Origin of the sequence: Bacillus sp. FSL K6-2861 (genome assembly GCF_038630725.1) — a bacterium.
In the GTDB taxonomy this organism is placed as follows: Bacteria; Bacillota; Bacilli; order Bacillales; family Bacillaceae; genus Bacillus; species Bacillus velezensis.
In genome coordinates this window covers 216,614-237,409 of the sequence record NZ_CP152037.1, presented here as the reverse complement: position 1 = coordinate 237,409, position 20,796 = coordinate 216,614, and the positions used below count along the sequence as shown (strand labels likewise).

The following is a 20,796-nucleotide window of genomic DNA, read 5'->3' as shown; positions in this document are numbered from 1 at the left end:
TGTCAAACTTCAAAGTCTTCAAAGTGTTTTTTTGTGTTTGTTTCAGAAAATAATTGATTAAATCTTTTTTTCTGTTCATCTATAGGGGTTTTTTTGGTTCGAAACACTGACTTCAGCATTTCTACTGCCATATGCATTTGTTCTCTTGACGGCTGACGACCTGATGTTTCAAGTTCAGCCTGTATGGCAGCTACTTTTTCATATGGTTCGATTACACCTTTGGCGTATTCCTCATTGTTCCAGTTGTAATTTTTAGTAGCAACCGCGATCCCTAAACTTCTCGAGATAATAGAAAAACCGGCTTGCAGTGAAACAGATTCGTTCAAAAGAGTCTCTTTTATAATTTTCACGTCCTCTTCTTTGTCATAGCTGTACGATTTGATGTCAGCGATATTGTTTCTTACAAGATTCCTTAATACAGATTTCGGTCCAAATTCAATCACAGTATCAGTATGGTTTGCTTCTAAATACTTCATGATTCCCATCCAATTTACCGGTTTTACGATTTGAGTTCCCAGTATGTCAGCCATTTGCTGTTTATCCGAATATGGAAGAGCCGTCACATTAGATAAAACTTTGTATTTTGGAGTTCTGAGATCATACTTTTTTAGCTCATGGCTGAATTTTTCCGCAGCAAAACCCATGATCGGAGAATGAAAAGCAGCACTTACATTTAATTTAAAAATGTCTGCTCCTCTGGCTTTAAGAGTTTCACTAAGCTCTTCAACTGCTGCCGCTTCTCCGGATACCACAACATCTTTATATCCATTGTAGTTAGAAACAGCAATCGTTTTTCCTCTTGAAGAGAGAGATTCGCACTCTTCTTCTGCTATTCTTTCATCCAGGTTCCTGATAACAGCCATTGCTCCGGTCCCTTGTGCGGCAGCTTCTTTCATTAATAATCCTCTGGCTCTCACCAGCTTTACAGCGTCCTGAAAATCCAAAACGTCACTGCAAACCAAGGCAGAATATTCTCCTAAACTATGGCCGGCGATGTATTCAGGTTCTTTTCCGACCTCTTCCATGTAGATTCTGAATTGTGCAATACTTGTTGCCAGGATGGCCGGCTGAGTATTTTCTGTTTGAGATAGCTCAGCGGCACTTCCATCTATACATAATTTCTTCAGGTCAAATCCCAATGCATCACTGGCTTCGTCAAACGTTTTTTTAGCGATAATAAAATTGTCACATAAACGTTTGCCCATTCCTGCATATTGAGATCCTTGTCCTGAAAATAAAAAACCTATTTTCGACATTTAAATACCTCCAAAGTCTCTATAATGCCTGATTTGCCTTACATTCTGCCGATCAGCAAAATGTAAGGCAGAACCGGCCGCTTTATATTGAATTGTCTGCTTTGTCTGCTGTAATCACTTGAATCAAATTCATGTAGTTATAAAATAAATCTTTCATTTTGTGCTCATTTAGTTTCTGATGGTTATATATAAAAACGATTTCTGCTTCGGATGGCTTTTCATGAACTGCAAAAACCAGATCATATAATTCTGAGTACTCTTTTTTTGATTCATTACTAATATAAAAAAGAGGAAAAACATCTTGGGCCGAACTTGATTTCTTATAGTGAGTATTCAAATCGTATTGATCTGAATCCTCTTGATTCTCAATCTGCTCCTTCGCCATACGAATAATATCGTGAAAATTCTCGATATCAGACAGATCAAAAGACAGCTGACTCATCCGATCATCTCCATGACCCGAAAATTGGATATGAACCAAGTTTTGCTGGCTGACATCAGCTAATAAAAATACATAACCCGCTAATAAAACATGAGAAATATCATATTTGTAGGTATTGCATATTGTTTTTAAACCATCATAATAATTCGCATTTACCGCATATTCGTGCATGGCTGTATGACTTTGTCCAGTTGATTCCGAGATGTATTCAAGCGGTAAAGTAATAGGAATGATTTCTTTTTCCAAGGACACTGCTATCTCCGCAAAGGCTATAGCTGATTCTATATATTCGGACAATCTGTAAATAGTCGGATATGCAAACAAGTCAGCAATTTGAATTTGTTTTGGATACAGCTTCTGAAGCTCATTATAAACTGCAACGATTTTGATTGAATTACCGCCTGCTTCAAAGAAGTTATCATGTATTCCAAGCTCTTCTATTTTTAAAACATCGGTCCAAACACGGCTGATACTTTTTTGTACATCCGTTACCGCTTCCTCAAAAGGCCGGTCAAAACCTGTTCTATCTATCACAGGTTCAGGCAGTGCCAGGACATTTATTTTTCCGTTTGCTGTCAGCGGAATTTGGTCAATTTTCATAAAGATCTGCGGAATCATATACTCAGGAAGCACAGGTGATAATAATTTAATAAATTCTGAAGGATATACAGTGCTTTCTGCCACATAATACAGAACTAAATCTTGGACTCCTGCGGAATTTGTTTTTCCGGCAGCTACACATTCCTTAACTTTTTCGTGTTGGTTTACTATGCTTTCAATCTCTCCCAATTCTATCCGATACCCTCTGATCTTTACCTGATTGTCCATTCTTCCGATAACGTCCAGTTCACCATTAGGCAGCCACCTTGCTAAATCTCCTGTCTTATACATCTTGGTTCCTTTAACAAACGGATTGTCTACAAACTTTTGCGCAGTCAAATCTTCTTTTCCTAAATATCCTCTGGCCATTCCGGCTCCAGCAATGCATAATTCGCCAGTACTGCCGAGCGGTACAGTGTTTCCATCATGATCTACAATATATATCTGTGTATTCGCAATCGGCTTGCCTATATTTACACTATTTTCATTGGTTAAGTCTTTCACAGAAGACCAAATCGTCGTCTCAGTCGGACCGTACATATTATAGATCTTCAGATTTTTATATTTTTTTAGTTCAAATAACAATTCCCGTTGAAATACCTCGCCCCCAACCATGATGGTCTTCAATTTCTGAAGACTCTCCGTGCTGTTTTCTGCACTTAGCATCAGCTTTAATCTGGATGGCGTAAGCTGAATAGTATTGACATCAGTCTCAACAACGATCTTGTTTAACAAGTACGGATCTCTTTGTTCCGCTTCACCGGCTATGACAACTTTCAGCCCTTGAGTTAAAGGCAGCAGCGACTCTAATCCGAATATGTCAAATGAACACGTGGTGACCGAAAGAAGGACATTGTCTTGTGAAAAGCTGATCCTGTCTGTTATTCCCTTGATAAAGTTATGAACGGCACGGTGCTCTACGGCGACCCCTTTCGGTTTTCCGGTTGATCCCGACGTATAAATGACATATGCTAAATCTTCGGCCCTGTTAATAACATCAATGTTCGTCTCCAAGTGATGTAATAAATCCTCTGAATCTATGTTAAATACAGTTCCGCTGTACGTTAATTCATTTGGAAGTCCTTCCTCAGTTAACAGCAGGCCGCTTTTACTGTCTTTCAGCATATAATTGATCCTGTCTGCCGGATAATCTGGATCAAGCGGTAAGTAACATCCCCCTGCCTTTAGTATTCCTAATATTCCTATAATCAATCGGAAAGACCTTCTTACCAAAATAGGAACCACAACATTCTCTTTGATGCCGTTTTCCCTGAGGGCTCGTGCCAATTGATTTGCCTTATTATTCAGCTCCTTATAGGTCAGGAAGTCTCCGTTCCATTCCAGAGCGATTGCATCAGGTGTCCTTACAGCTTGCTCTTCGAAAAGCTCTTGTAACGTCTTTTCTTTCTTATATGATAATTCCGTGCAGTTGAATTCTTTCACCAGCTTTTGTTTCTCTGTCTCATTTACCATATCGATCTGAGAAACCATTACTTCATGATCAGCCGCTGCCTGCTGTAAAACGCTAACCAGGTTATCCAAGATTGAACTTACCGTTTCTTTACTGTAAACACTGGCGTTATATGTGATTTTCATATGCAATTCGTCACCGGGAGCAATTAAAAGCTCTAAATCATAGTTGGTTTGTTCAAACCCATGTTCAGCAGTTATTTTCACACTCGAATGGGCTGAATCTTGGAAAAGATCCTCATTCAACGGGTAATTTTCATACACGACTACGTGATTGATTAATTTATTCTTCATACTTGTCAAAGACTGTATGTCTGCCAGAGAACAATAACTGTATTCGTTCGCTTCAATAAAGTCTTTATTTATTTGTTTAGCCAATGAAATAAATGATGTATCACATTCTCTTTTCACTCTGATTGGCACTGCATTTATAAATAAGCCGACCATATTTTCAATTCCGTTTATCTCACTCGGTCTGCCTGAAACAATGGAACCAAATACCACATCATTTGTATTGTTATATTTCTGCAGCAATATCCCCCATGCTGTTTGAACGATAGAATTTAATGTAATGCTGTTTGACTCAGCGATTTTTTTCAGCTTAGCGGCGGTTTCACCGTTAAGCGCTCCCAGTTTTTGATCATGCTGATACTCGTCAGATTTCAATACCAGTTCCGGAAATGAGATCTCTTGTTCATATGCAGAAAGGTATTCCTTCCAATATTCAAATGCACGGTCCTTGTCCTGCTGATCAAGCCATTCAAGATAACGACTGTACGGTACAGGTGTTTCTTGAAGGAGTTTTTTCCCTTCAGCCACGTCACCGTATAGATCCATAAGCTCTTTTAACAGAATACCGACACTCCAGCCATCCAAAATAATGTGGTGGAAACTGTATATGACTTTAAATTTATTTCTTCCCAGCTTGATCACCGATACTCTGATCAGACAATCTTTGTTCAGATCAAACGGAGTATTCCTGTCTCTCACCTTGAATTGCCCTACAAAGGCATCCTTCTTCTGCTCCTCCCATTGGCTGATATCATGATATTGAATGTTTAGTTTTCTTTCTTTTAAAATGGCTTGTTTAAATACACGGAAACCGTTATAGAAAAATGACGTTCTTAATATTTCATATTTATCAATCAGTCTGTTTAATGCGTCACTGAGAACTTCTGTATTCAGATTTCCTTCAACTGTTATTTCACTTTGTTCGAAATAAGCGCTAGATTGATGGTCAATCACAGCGTTATACAGCATGCCTTCCTGCATCGGTGAAAGAGAATGAATTTTTTCTACTTCAGCACCGCTTGCAAGAATTTGATTTAACTCCTCTATTTGAAGATCGGGATCCCCATAATCCCATGGGGTTTTCTCAGATATTTTCTTATTCACACAATGTTCTATGATCTGATTTATTTTCAATTGATAGGCTTTCGTAAATTGCTCAATCGTCTCTCGTTTATATTGGTTTGCACTGTAATTGAACGAAAACATCAGCCTGCCATCCATGATATATCCATTTATTTCTATACTATGTGTCTTTTTATTTCTTCCAGATATGCTCGTTCCGGCGGACAAAGGTGATATTTGAAATAGGTTGCTGCGATCTTCTTGGCCAAATTCACCCAAGTAGTTAAAACTGATATCAGGTTTTAATTGAAGGTGAACCGAGTCCGACAAATATCTGAGTATTCCGTAACCAATCCCGTTTTGGGGGATATGTCTAAGCATTTCCTTTGTATACTTAATGGAGCTTGATAAACTATTACTTTCTGTCATATCGAGAACAATTGGGTATATTGTCGTAAACCAGCCTATTGTGCGATGGACCGGGGTTTTTATAACACTTTCACGGCCGTGCCCTTCAAGATTCACAAGGATCTTCTCGTTGCCGGTCCACTCTTTGGCTGCAAGTCCCAGTGAGCAAAGCAATATATCATTAATTTGTGTATGATATGCTGCATTTGTATTTCTTAAAAGTGTTTTTGTTTGATCCTCTGTTAATTCAATTTTAATTTCTTTACTATCTTCATAAGAGCAGCTTTCGGCAATGAAATCCTTTGGAAGAGGTTCAATATTAGCCGTTTCTATGGTCTCCCAGTACCCAGCTTCCTTTTGAAGAGCCTTGCTGTTTGCATATTCTTTCAATTGACGCGCCCATTCTTTGAACGATGCTGTTTTAGTTTCCAGCTCCACCTTGTTCCCATTAACTGTTTGAAGATAAGCAGTTTCAAAATCTTCCAATAGGATTCTCCAAGATACTCCGTCAATGATCATATGATGAATGGTTAATAGAAGATGATCTCCGTTTTTGGTTTTAAATACCGCCAGTTTTATTAAAATCCCCTTTTCCAAGCTCAATTCGTTCTGCATACGGTCAGCCAGTGATTCAATTGCCATGGCTGGATCTTCTGTTTGTGTCATATCAAATACGTCTAAAGTAAATGTTTCTTTTGCCTGTTTAATGCCCCTATTCCATTGCTTAATTTCACCGTTTTCCTTTTTAAACTGCATCCTGAGGGCATCATGATGCCTCACCAATTCCAAAAAGGCCGTTTCGATTGCTTTTTCTTCTATGCCGGACTTTTTGTAAAGCATAAAGGCTTGGTTATAGTGGTTTTCTTGTTCAAATCTCTGTTCTATAAACCATTTTTGAATCGGTGTCAGATCAACGTCTCCTTCTACAATCGACTGATCTGCTTGTATATCAGCTGATTTTACGTGAGCACTCAAGTCTTTTATGTGCGGATATTTCATTAAATCTCTGACTTCAAGTTTTAAGCCGTATTTTTGGAGTTCGGAAACTACTAAAATGGATTTAATTGAGTCTCCGCCGATCTCGTAATAGTTATAGTTAATCCCGATTGATTTCATCCCCAGAACTTTCTCCCATACGCATGCGAGAATTTGTTCCTTTTTATTTCGCGGTGCTTCATATGCAGACTCCAATACATCCGCAATATCTATAATCGGCAATGATTTCGTATCTATTTTTCCGTTTGAGCTTAACGGCATTTTTTCAATCTGGAAGATATAACTTGGCACCATAAATAACGGTAATTCTTTAGACAGATTTTCTTTTAAAGCATAAACATCTATTTTTTTGTCGGAAGTAACATAACCGCAGAGATATTTATCCCCATGTTGGTCATCTCTCGCTACAACAACAGCCTCTCTTATGTGACTCATTTTCAGAAGCCGGTTTTCTATTTCTCCCGTTTCAATACGATACCCTCTGATTTTGACTTGATCATCAATTCTTCCTAAATAATCAATTGTCCCGTCCGGCATCCATTTTGCCATATCCCCTGTTCTGTATAACTTAGCCCCGGGTTCAAAGGGGTTATCTACAAATTTTTCTGACGTCAAGCCCGCTTTATTTTTATATCCGTCCGCAAGCCCTTCTCCGCTGACACAAAGTTCCCCGGCTGCCCCTAAAGGAAGTAATTCCAATTGTTTTCCTAATATATAAAGCTTAGTATTATCCGCAGGTTTGCCTATTGATACTGCATTGCCATTGTCTCTTTCAATATGATATTGATGAATCATACACCCGACTGTAGCCTCTGTCGGGCCGTATTCATTGTAGATTCTGACATGACCGTTAAATGCACCGTGTATCTTTTTTGCAAGCCCGGTTTTCAGCTCTTCCCCGCCGACGATTATTTTTTTTATCTTTGACGTACTTAAATCTACATTCTCCAGCAATCTCAAATGCGTCGGCGTTAGCTTAATAATATCCGCTTTATTTTCTTCTATAATTCTTCTGATCAGAAGAGCCTTGTCCGGTCCCTCATAAATAATAATTTTATTTCCTGAAATAAGCGGTGTATAAATTGAAGTAACCGTTAAGTCAAAAGAAATAGAAGAATACAGAGGAAAATCAATATCTTCATCATTTACATATATCTTATTTGCCCAATGAATATAATTTACCACGCCTTTATGTTTTACCATGACGCCCTTCGGCAGCCCTGTAGTCCCTGAAGTATAAATCATGTAGGCAAGGTCTTCCGGGCAACTGACATTCGGCAGATTACTTCTGTTATGCATATATAGAGCAGGATCGCTTAATGATAAAATTTCTTTATTGAATGTAATACCACCTGACAATCCGTTTTGAATTAGGAGAATGTTTGCATCACTGTCTTTCAGCATGTAATTTACTCTTTCATCAGGATATTCAGGATCTATCGGCAAATACGCTCCCCCTGCTTTCAGCACCCCGATAATTCCGATGATCATCTCAAGAGATCTCTCTGTCATGATTCCGACAATGCTGTTTTCTCTAATTCCTTTTTGTCTCAAAAGATTAGCCAGGCTGTTTGATTTCTCGTTTAGTTCTTTATAGGTTAATAGCGTATCTTCTTGGACAGCCGCAATACGTTCAGGTGTTTTTTCTGCCTGCTCTTCAAATAATTGATGAATCGTTTTATTCCGCGGAAATTCAGCTGCCGTGTCATTGAATACATGGAGCAATGTGTGCTTCTCCTGTTCAGGAATCATATCCAGTTTCATTAAAGGTTGATCTAGGCCGGCAGCTGCACTTTGTAAAAGCTTCGTAAAATGGGCACCCATTCTCTCAGCTGTTTCTTTTACAAATAATTGACTGGAGTATTCCAAATGGAATTTGATTCCTTTATCAATTTCCGTCGCGGTTAGCGTTAAATCGAATTTTGAAATATTGATCTCGGTTTGAATATACTCTTCCGGATTTGGATCCAAGTGATTTTCAATACCGTAATCTGCATTTTCAAGTACAAACATGACATCAAACAGCGGGTTCCGGCTCGAATCTCTTTTTACCCCGAGTTTTTGAACAATATTTTCAAATTGGTAATCTGTATTCTCAAAATCTTTTAACGTATGATGTTTGACCTCTTCTAAAAACGCTCTGAATGTTTTATGTTCCTCAGGAAAATTTCTTATGGCGACGGTATTGACGAACATCCCCACTGTATTCTCCAGTTCGGTGTCTGACCTTCCGGACTCTGCTGTTCCGATGATCACATCCTGCTGACCGCTGTATTTTGAAAGCATGACATTATATACCGCCAGCAGCACCATGTACAAAGTTGTTCCTGTTTCTTTCGCCACCGACTTTAAGCTTGATGTTAACCTTTCATCGGCCGTAAAGCTGATTCGGCTTCCTTCAAAGCTTTTGACTCTCGGCCGCTCATAATCAGTCTGCAGATTGAGAATCGGCAGATCTCCGCTTAACCGCTTAAGCCAGTACTCCTCTTGTTCCTTTAACGCCTCTTTTGTTCCTGAGCTTACTTGCCATTCTGAATAATCTTTATATTGCAGCGGCGGCTGTTTTAGTTTATGACCCGCATACAGCGCATTGAATTCTTTGCGGATTATTCCAACCGATACACCGTCCGCCGCGATATGATGAACATCCAGCAGCAGCAGATTCCGGTCTTCATACGTTATGAGTCCGCCTCTGATTAACGGTGCTTTGTCCAAATGAAAGGGTCTGATAAACTGATTCACATATGGTCGTATCCCATCAGACGGCAGCTTCTGATAATCAAATTCGAGCTCCCATGTATCGTGAATAATCTGAACCACATCGCCGTTTACAACATCGAAACTTGTCCGTAACGCTTCGTGTCTGCCAATAATCTCTTGTAAAACTGATTCGGCTTTTTTTACATCTAATTTTCCATTTAGTTCGATCATAATCGGCAAGTTATAAACGATACTGTCTTTATCCGTCTCCCAAAGGGCAAACATTCTTTTCTGAGCAGATGATGCTTGATAATAAGACTGCTTCCTCGCTTTACTGATGACCGGATAATTCTGTTTATCCCGCTTTTGAATAAGACGGCTCAGCTGTTTGATGGTAGGCTGCTCAAAAAGCTCCTTCACCTTTATATCCGTGCCGAAAGTTTTTCTGATGCGGGAAATAGTGAACGCAGCTGTTAAAGAATGTCCGCCCAGTTCGAAGAAATCTTCATTTATACTGATCCGTTTATGCCCAAGCATTTCTTTCCAAATTTCAGCTAGTTTTTCTTCCGTTTCATTTGCCGGAGCTTCGTATTGAGGTACTGACAACCGTTGCAAGTCAGGAAGAGGCAGCTCTTTTCGATTGATTTTTCCGTTAGCTGTAAGAGGCAGCTCTTTCAGTTGTATTATGAAACTCGGAATCATATACTTCGGAAGAGCCTGTGCCAATTTCTCCTGTACGAACGAGCCTTCTATCTCAATGTCCCCAGTAATATATGCAGAAAGATATTTCTCCTCTATATAAACAACCGCCGCTTCTTTTATACCTTCCAGCTGTAATAGTTGGTTTTCGATCTCTCCGATTTCAACTCTAAAACCCCTGATTTTGATCTGGTTGTCAATCCGGCCTAAAAATTCTATATTTCCATCCGGCATCCATCTGCCAAGGTCTCCTGTTTTGTACATTTTTGTTCCGCGATGAAAAGGATTATCAATAAATTTTTTATTCGTTAATTCTTCATTATTGACATATCCCGATGCTAAACCTACCCCGCTGATACAAATCTCACCGGGTGCTCCCACAGGGACCAGTTGATCTGAACGGTCCACAATATAGATATTAATGCCGTGAATTGGTCTTCCTATTTTATTGTATATTTCACAGTTTTGAATATGATCTGGATCAATGCTATGTGCAATACAGCCAACAGTGCTTTCGGTCGGCCCGTAGTGGTTAATAAACTTCATCCATCTGCATTTTTCAGCGAGCTTTTTGACGTTGCCGATGTTTATGCTTTCGCCGCCCAGTATGATAACTTTTAAATCAGGACAAGACGCCAGCATGTCAACATCCTCCATCAATGTTGAAAATAAAGTGGGTGTCATTTTAAGATATGTAATACTATTTTTATAAATATATTCTATTAATGATAGAGAGTGAAGATACACTTCTTTATCAACAAAGTGGACTTGTCCGCCACCGGATAAAACTGGAAAGATGCTGGTATAGCATAAGTCAAAACTATATTTTGACGTCACTAACGACCTGCTGTCAGAATTTATGTTTATTTGATCACATACCCATAATGAATAATTAACTAATGATTTATTTTTCACCTTCACCCCCTTCGGTTTTCCCGAAGTACCCGAGGTATATATAACATATACCTCGTCCTCGAGATCATACTGAACATCAGGGTTTGATGTATTTCGGCTGGTATAAATCGATTTATCCGTAATATCCAAACATTCCGCCGCAATGTTTTTATCAGTTAAAAACCACAAATCTGTAATGAGGATATCAGCTTTGCTATCTTTTAAAATATGATTTATCCGACTGACCGGTGATTCATCATCAATAGGCAGAAACGCACTTCCGGTTTTTAAAATTCCCAGCATTCCAATCATTGAATATTCTGAAGGACGGATCATCATAGCCGTAATGCTGTTTTTTCCTGCCCCTTTTTCCATTAATAATGTTGCGACTTGATTTGCCTTTTCGTTTAGCTCTTTATAAGTGATATGCTTTCCTGCATAGACAGCCGCTGTTTGGTCAGGTGTCTTTTCCGCTCGTTCTTCAAAAAGGTCTTGTATCGTTTTATTCACCGTATAATTAGAGGACTGCTTATTAAACTCCTGGAGCATTCCGCGCTCTTCTTCATTTACAGCGCTGATGTCTTTCAGGACACGCGTAGGATCAGTTGCCACTTGCTTTAATACATGACAGAAATTAACACCTATACGATTAATGATATCTTCACGATAAACATTATTGTTATACGTCATCTCTGCTTTGATTTGGCTGCCTGGAATAATAACCAGCCCAAAGTCATAGTTCGTCTGTTCAAACACTTCCATATCTGTAATCCTTAAAGCATCAGTTGTATCATCGACCGCCTTGCCATAGTCATCAACAGGGTAATTTTCATAAACCAACATATGGTTGATCAGTTTCTCTTTCATCTTTGTAAGAGCTTGTATATCCGCTAAAGAACTGTAACCGTATGATGTATTCGCTTTGATAAAGTCACTGTTGAGCTTTTGGGCTAATGCTATAAATACCGTATCACCATCGCCTTTTACTCTCAGAGGAACCGCATTGATAAATAACCCCACCATTTTTTCTATGCCTTGCACTCTGCATTGTCTTCCGGAAATAACCGCACCAAACACAACATCATTCACGTTGTTATACTTCTGCAAAAGAACTCCCCATGCAGTCTGAATCAATGCACTTAAAGTAATGTGATATTGATCAGCTGCAGCTTTCAACATCGAAGTACATGTTTCATCAATAATGAATGTTTTCTTCCTATTTTTGAAACCACCCTCATCAGCAGAACTTTGGAATACCGGCTTGCTGCTCATATTCATTTAGATAATCCCCCCAATATTCTAATGCGGCACTTTTGTCCTGATTATCCAGCCATTCTAAGTAGGTGCTGTAAGGCTCGGTATGCTGAAGCACTGTCTCTCTTCCTTCTTTTAATGACGTATAAATAGTTTTTATATCATTCATTATTAAACTCATACACCAGCCATCCATAATAATATGGTGAAAACTGAACAGCAGTTTATATTCTTTCTCATCAGTTTTTAATACGGTTACTCTTATTAAGCAATCATTCGTCAAATCGAATCTCGTTCCCCTGTCTTTAAACTGAACATCTTTAAGCCGTACTTTCTTTTGATATTCCGAGAAAGTGCTGATATCTTCAAATTCAATTTTAACTTTTCTCTCTCTTAGAACAGCCTGTTTAAACTTACTTAGTCCTTCATGAAAAAAGCATGTTCTTAAAATTTCATACTTCTCGATCAGCATATTAAAAGCTGTATTTAATCTGCCAATATCAAGCTGACCGGATAAAGAAAATGTAAGCTGCTCAAAATAGGCTTGTGAAAACGGATCAAGCAATGCATGATAAAGCATCCCGCTCTGCATAGGAGTCAGGGAGTGGATTTTCTCTATCTCTTTTCCGCTTGATAAAATCAGCTCCAAATCTCCGATGGATAAATCCAGATCTCCATAGTCAAAGGGTGTTTTTTCAGGAATTTTTTTCATTCCGCAATGCTGAATAATATCGATTAACCGGTTTATATAGGATTCGGTTAATGTTTTAATTGTTTCTTCTTTAAACTCTTTCGTACTATAGTTAAATTCCAACTGCAGTTGACCGTCCATAATAAAGCTGTTGATTTCGATGGCATTCAATTTTTTATTAGATAAAGAAACACTTGTACCAGATGATATATCTGCATGCTGAAAAACAGCCCGCTTTTTTTGAGAGATTTCTCCCAGATAGTTAAACCCGATCTCGGGCTTTATCGTAAAACTGATGTCTTTTTTATGTTCCGGTGCCGTCAAGTATTTAATAATTCCGTAACCAATACCTTTATGAGGTATTCTTCTTAAATACTCTTTCGTATTTTTTATGCAATAAGGCAGATCATCACTGTGCTCCATATCCAACACGATCGGAAATAGTGAGGTGAACCAGCCGATGGTTCTTTCTATTGAAATGTTTTCTAATATGTTCTCTCTTCCGTGGCCTTCCAGACCGATTAAAACCTTGTCAAGTCCCGCCCATTCTTTTACTGCCATTCCCAGTGAACAAAGCAAGATGTCATTAATCTGTGTGTTATAAGCTGCATTTGTATTCCTCTGGAGCTTATCAGTTAACTGCTTTGTAAGACTGACAGTAATGGTGCGGCTTTCCTTAAATACACTGTCAGCTTTATTGAAATCTCTCGGAATTTCTTTAATCTTCATTTTTTCGATATTCTCCCAATACCGAAGTTCCTTTCTTATCTCACTTCCGTTTGCATATTCCGCCAATTTACGTGTCCATTCTTGAAAGGATGCCGTTTTCGGCGGAAGAACGGCCGGCTCTCCTTTTTGCAGATTGTTGTAGACCTGCTCCATATCTTCAAGCAGAATTCTCCAAGAGACTCCGTCAATCACCATATGATGTATAGCAATAAGTAGATAATCGCCCCTCATTGTTCGAAATAAACCAAGTTTCATTAAAAGCCCTTTTTCAAGATCCATTCCGCTTTGTAACTGATCGGCAAGTTTTTCTATTGTATTTTTGTAATCCGTATCAGCAAGCAGATCATATATGTCCAGAGTAAAAGTATCCCGGGCGGCTTGGACATCTCTGACTTCTTGTTTTATTTCGTCATTTTCAGCTGTATATATCAACCTCAAAGCATCATGATGCTTTACTAATAATTCAAATGTCTTTGCCAGAGCGTGTTCATTAATTTTTTCTTTCATTTGAAACATGAATGCCTGATTAAAGTGGTGAATGTCCTCAAAGTCTTTCTCTATAAACCACTTTTGTATCGGTGCCAGTTCAGTTCTCCCGCTAACCGGGCTCTGATCTGTTTGAGCTTTATATAATTTCACGTGTTTACTGAGGTTTTTTATTTGCGGATACTGCAAAAGATCTTTTACCTCTAGACTGAGACTGTATTTTTGAAGCCTTGATACAATCAGTATAGATTTTATTGAGTCTCCGCCCAGCTCATAGTAATTATCATTAATACCAATATCATCAATTTTCAGAACTTCCGACCAAACATTTACCAGAATCTGTTCGACTTCGGAACGGGGTGCTTCAAGGTGCCCCTTTATATGTTTAGGCTCTTCTATTTCAGCAAGTGCTTTCCTGTCAATTTTCCCATTTGGTGTGAGAGGCAGCTGTTCAACCTGGATGATGACACCGGGAATCATATATTGTGGCAAAATGTCACCCAATTGCTCCCTCAAAGCTGCTCCGGACATTTTATATTCTGCGGTTACAAATGCAGAAAGGTATTTGTCACCTTGAAGGTCGCACTTATCTATAACAACTGCTTCTTTTATCCCGCTTATTTTCAGAAGCTGGCTTTCTATTTCATCAGTTTCAATCCGGAAGCCTCTGATTTTGACTTGATTATCAATTCTCCCCAAAAATTCTATGTTTCCGTCAGGAAGCCACCTTGCCAAGTCTCCTGTTCGGTACATTTTAGTTCCGGACTCAAATGGATGATCAATAAACTTCTCACGCGTCAATTTCTCTTTATTGAGATATCCTCTTGCTAAGCTGTCACCCGACACACACAATTCTCCCGCTAAACCAATAGGCACAAGATTGTTGTGGTGATCAATTATGAAGGCTTTCAGATTTCTGATCGGCTTACCGATAGGAATGGTCTTTGCCATCGCCCTCTCAGCTTCTGAGTATCTCCACATTGTAGAGCAGATTGTCGTTTCAGTTGGACCGTAGGCATTAATATAGTCTATTTTATTCACGATCCGGTTCAAGGATTTTGTAGATATCTGAGAACCAGCAGTAATTAAGAGCCTTAAAGCTGATAATCCGTTTATATTTATATGATTGATGTATACAGGCGGCAAAGTGGCTACAGTAATGTCATGCCGGTTAATATACTCTTCAAATAATGTATAATTATTGATGACTTGACTTGAAAGGATGTGTAGTTCCGCTCCGGTCAACAGTGCCATACTGATTTCCCACACTGATGCGTCAAATGAAAAACTTGCAAATTGAATAATTTTATCCCGGTAATTGATATTCATATCATGTTCAAAGACACTTTTGAGATTACTGATTCCGATATGCCGGATCGTTACACCCTTTGGTTTTCCAGTCGTTCCAGAAGTATAAATGACATAAGCAAGATGTTCTGCGGAACTCACCATTGGCAGGTTATGCCGATCTCCGGAGTAAAGAGAACTATCTGTTAAATCAATAACCTTCCCGTCAAACGGAATATTGTCAGCCTGACTATTCTGCACTAATAAAATGTCAGAACCGCTGTCTTCAATCATGTATTTGATTCTCTCAGAAGGATATCCCGGATCAATTGGCAAAAATGCGCCTCCCGCCTTCAGCACACCCAATATGCCTAACACCATCTCTAATGATTTGTCAGCAACAATACCTACTATTGACTCTTTTTTCACCCCCATTTTCATTAGTGTTCTCGCCAGACTATTTGATCTTTCGTTAAGTTCTTTATAAGTTACTTTATTATTTTCATACACTGCCGCTATTCTTTCCGGTGTCTTTTCCGCTTGTTCTTCAAACAATTGATGGATTGTTTTATTATGCGGGAAGTCGGCTGCTGTATCATTGAATACATAAAGCAGTTTATGTTTCTCATCATCCGTTATCATATTCAGTCTGCAGATTGCCGTGTCCGGTTCTGATACAACCTGTTGTAAAAGCCGGGTATAATGAGCACCCATTCTTTCGACTGTGTCTCTCCTGAATAAATGATTGCAATATTCCAATTGGAAGTTAACGCCTTCATCGGTTTCCATTGCAGTTAACGTTAAATCAAATCTTGATATATTGACCTCAGATACTAGTAAATTTGATTCTGCTGTCTCTTCATTTCCTCCGAATCCGTAATCCTTACTCTCAAAAGTAAACATGACATCAAACAGCGGGTTCCGGCTCGAATCTCTTTTTACCCCGAGTTTTTGAACAATATTTTCAAATTGGTAATCTGTATTCTCAAAATCTTTTAACGTATGATGTTTGACCTCTTCTAAAAACGCTCTGAATGTTTTATGTTCCTCAGGAAAATTTCTTATGGCGACGGTATTGACGAACATCCCCACTGTATTCTCCAGTTCGGTGTCTGACCTTCCGGACTCTGCTGTTCCGATGATCACATCCTGCTGACCGCTGTATTTTGAAAGCATGACATTATATACCGCCAGCAGCACCATGTACAAAGTTGTTCCTGTTTCTTTCGCCACCGACTTTAAGCTTGATGTTAACCTTTCATCGGCCGTAAAGCTGATTCGGCTTCCTTCAAAGCTTTTGACTCTCGGCCGCTCATAATCAGTCTGCAGATTGAGAATCGGCAGATCTCCGCTTAACCGCTTAAGCCAGTACTCCTCTTGTTCCTTTAACGCCTCTTTTGTTCCTGAGCTTACTTGCCATTCTGAATAATCTTTATATTGCAGCGGCGGCTGTTTTAGTCTATGACCCGCATACAGCGCATTGAATTCTTTGCGGATTATTCCAACCGATACACCGTCCGCCGCGATATGATGAACATCCAGCAGCAGCAGATTCCGGTCTTCATACGTTATGAGTCCGGCTCTGATTAACGGTGCTTTGTCCAAATGAAAGGGTCTGATAAACTGCTTCACATATGGTCGTATCCCATCAGACGGCAGCTTCTGATAATCAAATTCGAGCTCCCATGTATCGTGAATAATCTGAACCACATCGCCGCTTACAACATCGAAACTTGTCCGTAACGCTTCGTGTCTGCCAATAATCTCTTGTAAAACTGATTCGGCTTTTTTTACATCTAATTTTCCATTTAGTTCGATCATAATCGGCAAGTTATAAACGATACTGTCTTTATCCGTCTCCCAAAGGGCAAACATTCTTTTCTGAGCAGATGATGCTTGATAATAAGACTGCTTCCTCGCTTTACTGATGACCGGATAATTCTGTTTATCCCGCTTTTGAATAAGACGGCTCAGCTGTTTAATGGTAGGCTGCTCAAAAAGCTCCTTCACCTTTATATCCGTGCCGAAAGTTTTTCTGATGCGGGAAATTAACATAGAAGCCTTTAGTGAATGACCGCCGGTTTCAAAGAAATTTTCATCTATACCGACGCGTTCCCTGCCAAGTACAGCTTCCCAAATCTCCGAAAGTTTTTTCTCCGTTTCATTTGTCGGCGCTTCATATTTTGTTTCGGACATTTGAGATATATCAGGTCTAGGAAGTGCCCGTCTGTCAATTTTCCCATTTACCGTCAAAGGCATGTTATCCATTTGTTTAAAGTACGATGGAATCATATATTCCGGAAGAAAGTCTCTCAGAAAGTGCTGCAATTCAATCTTTGCGATTTTATGATTTGAAGTGTAATAAGCACAGATATATAAATCTTCATCACCATTATGATTTACTGTTACTGCCGCTTCTTTAATTTCTGTATGATTGATCAATCGGGCTTCTATCTCCCCAAGCTCGATTCTAAAACCGCGGATTTTGACTTGCTCGTCCCGCCGTCCAATAAACTCCACATCGCCATTTTCTAAATAACGCACTAAGTCTCCTGTTTTATAAAGACGTGCTGAAGGATCATTATTGAAAGGGTGTGATATAAACCGTTCCTTCGTTAAATCAGGCCGTCGCCAATACTCACGCGCCAGCCCATCTCCGCCAATAAACAGCTCACCAGGAATTCCCGGCGCTACCGGTTTTAATTGCGAATCTAAAATGAATATTTCTGTACCAGAAATAGGCCTCCCTATAGGAAGCATACTGCCTTTCCAATCATGAGGGACCGGGAAACAACAGGTAAAGGTCGTTCCCTCTGTCGGCCCATATCCGTTAATTACTTGTACCTTTCCAAGCGCTAATACTTTTTGAACATGCGGAACGGAAACCACATCTCCGCCTACTAATAATTGCTGAAGTCCTTTTAATGATTCTAACTGCTGATCAACTACTAGAGAAAATAAACCGGCCGTCAGCCAAAGAGTCGTAATGTTATATTTTTTCACAGCTTCTGCAATATCATCAGCCGTCGGTATTCCCGGAGGCATTATAGCCAGACATCCCCCATTCAATAAACAGCCCCAGATCTCGAAGGTAGAAGCGTCAAAAGCAGCAGAAGCTAATTGCAGAAACGTTTGATTCTCATCAAATACCGCATAATCAGTCTCCTTCACCAGCCGAATCACACCGCGGTTAACAATACTTACTCCTTTAGGCAGTCCCGTTGAGCCTGACGTATACATGACATAAGCCAGGTCATCCAAGGAACCTTTTATGCCAATATTAGATCCATCCATCTTTTCAATTTCTTCTTTCATACCATCCAAACAGATTACGCCGTCCCCGTGAGGCGGGAGTTGTGACTGAATGCTTTCGTTTGTAATCAGCAACTCTACACCTGAATCTTCGATTAAGAATGATAGTCTTTGCTTCGGATATTGAGGGTCTAACGGCACATAAGCACCGCCTGACTTTAATATTGCCAGAATACTAATATACAAATCAAAAGAGCGTTCTAAAGCAATTCCGACAAGGTCTCCCCGTTTTACTCCGCACTCCTGAAGATACCGTGCCAGCTGGTTCGCACGGTGATTAAGTTCTGCGTAACACATTGAAGAGTTTTCTAGTACCAAAGCAGTCTTATCCGAATATTCATCAGCCTGCTGCTCAAACACCTCCGAAATTGTTCCAATTTTCGAATAATTGTCTTCCCAGCCAAAGATTTTCTTTTGCTTATTTTTTTCTTTCAGGAATCTCATATCTTTCACTCTGATATTTTCAGGAGTTATCATAGCTTCAAGGATCATCTGAAATCGCAGTGACAAATCTTTTATCATATTTTGAGAATAGAGGCATTCGTTATAGCGTATGACTGTCTCTATGTATTGTTTCTGGTTCATAAACGAAAATAGGATATGAATAGCGGGATTTTCTTGATTAAGTATGTATTCTTGAATATTTTCAAGGACTATCATGACATCAAAAGGAAGGCCAGTCATTTTATCACTTGTTCGAGAATTATTTTGGGGGCTTTCCAATGCCTGTTCTACGGTGAATTCGACTTTATGTATGATCTCTTTTAATAGGTCTTCACCATGAACAGCATTTTTAAGAGTCAAAATTTCTTGCTCACAATCAATCGTTCTGTTCTTTTTGAAAACAGGAGTTTTGATTACAATATTTTGTCTTACTGTATATTGATTTATTAACAAAGTCAGTGCCGCTGTTAATACGATATGCAGACGTTCATCCGATCCATTGCAGTATACATTCAGCTTATCGCTTAATTGCTGTGACAATTTATATGTAAGATTTTTCATTCTTTTTTCTTTAGAAGGTTTACTTGCCACTAAAAAATGCTCTTCAGTTTTTAACTCACCAATACTGTCTTTATCTCCCTTTATACTTTTTGTCATAACAAAAACTCCTTCACTTGATATCAAAATTCAAATCATTCACTGAATTAAAACAGCAGAGGCTTTCGGTGGATTTTTATGTTAAACTGCATCACAGGCAATACCGCTCACCAATAATTGTCGTTGTAGTCTGACAGTTTATTTATCGGCAGCAAAAACCATTTTTTAATGATATAGACCCGTACAAACACTTTTTTTAAAAAAAGGATAATGAAGAAGAACTAGCCATCTTTAAGAAATATTATACAAATGTTTAAGAGTTGTCAATTAGGGGGGGAAAAACACCTAAGCACATTAACCCAGTTTTTATTTTTCGTATTAACATAAAAAAAAACCGGGACAAAGTAACACTCCCGATTTTTTAATCAAAAATTCATCTCAAGGTTTTATTTATAATGTCCGTTATTTCATTCGAAAATTGATGAATAAAAAAGTGATTTCCTTCAAACGTATAAAAATTGCATTTCCCTAAAGTATAATGTCCCCAATTACATATTAAATCTGAGCTTATCGTCTTGTCATTATTACCATGCAACACTGTTATATCACAGTCCATAACAGTCTTATTTTCAGAAATAACATCCTCTTCCAACATTTTGAAATCACTTCTTAAAATAGGAAGATATAATTGTTGTAATTCCTTGTTATGTAACAGTTCTTCCGAAGTCCCGCCCATATCCATGATTCTTTGCAAAAATAAACTATCCGGCAAAGCATGAATCATCCCCTCTGCTTTCTTCGTTTTAGGAATGCCGCAGCCGGAGAAAAATATGTGATTTGGCTTCTTCTGCTGCATTTCAGCAATTTTACTATATAACTTATAAACTAATCGGCCTCCCATACTGTGGCCGAATAAAGCATAATCACACTCCCTGATTTGATCCTTTATCAGATCATATATATCATTAACAGCCTCATCTATATGTTCATAAAAATCTTCGTTAATTCTTGTACCTCTTCCTTTTAACTCAATAGGATGTATTGTTAAAGAGTCACTCATTAACCTTCTCCATTTATAGTATATTGCACTTGATCCCCCTGCATACGGAAGACAAAATATTTTTTTCATAATTCACCTCAGAAATTTTGTAATAACCCGATAAAAAAACACCCTGAAA

The 20,796-nt window shown here is 38.8% G+C and carries 4 protein-coding genes; all 4 read right to left on the bottom strand.

Annotated elements, in window-relative coordinates:
* Nucleotides 1-2: 2 nt before the first annotated feature.
* The 4 genes from fabD to NYE62_RS01230 all read right to left on the bottom strand — a co-directional run bounded on the left by fabD (nucleotide 3) and on the right by NYE62_RS01230 (nucleotide 20,747).
* The gene (gene fabD, locus NYE62_RS01245; RefSeq protein ID WP_033575111.1) at nucleotides 3-1,256 is read right to left on the bottom strand and encodes an ACP S-malonyltransferase; all 1,254 of its coding nucleotides are present in this window, start codon (nucleotides 1,254-1,256) and stop codon (nucleotides 3-5) included.
* An 82-nt stretch (nucleotides 1,257-1,338) separates the two neighbouring features.
* Entirely contained in the window at nucleotides 1,339-12,096 is a 10,758-nt protein-coding gene (locus NYE62_RS01240) for an amino acid adenylation domain-containing protein (protein WP_342497183.1), read from the bottom strand.
* A complete protein-coding gene (locus NYE62_RS01235; protein ID WP_342497182.1) occupies nucleotides 12,056-19,678 on the bottom strand; it encodes an amino acid adenylation domain-containing protein in 7,623 nt (2,540 codons plus the stop codon). The genes NYE62_RS01240 and NYE62_RS01235 overlap by 41 nt, the downstream gene beginning before the upstream one ends.
* Before the next feature lie 373 nt (nucleotides 19,679-20,051).
* The gene (locus NYE62_RS01230; protein ID WP_050515833.1) at nucleotides 20,052-20,747 is read right to left on the bottom strand and encodes a thioesterase domain-containing protein; all 696 of its coding nucleotides are present in this window, start codon (nucleotides 20,745-20,747) and stop codon (nucleotides 20,052-20,054) included.
* Nucleotides 20,748-20,796: the final 49 nt, after the last annotated feature.

Excerpts from the sequence above, each read along its gene's own strand:
- fabD (WP_033575111.1), bottom strand. The coding sequence starts at position 1,256 with ATGTCGAAAATAGGTTTTTTATTTTCAGGACAAGGATCTCAATATGCA.
- NYE62_RS01240 (WP_342497183.1), bottom strand. The coding sequence starts at position 12,096 with ATGAATATGAGCAGCAAGCCGGTATTCCAAAGTTCTGCTGATGAGGGT.
- NYE62_RS01235 (WP_342497182.1), bottom strand. The coding sequence starts at position 19,678 with ATGACAAAAAGTATAAAGGGAGATAAAGACAGTATTGGTGAGTTAAAA.
- NYE62_RS01230 (WP_050515833.1), bottom strand. The coding sequence starts at position 20,747 with ATGAAAAAAATATTTTGTCTTCCGTATGCAGGGGGATCAAGTGCAATA.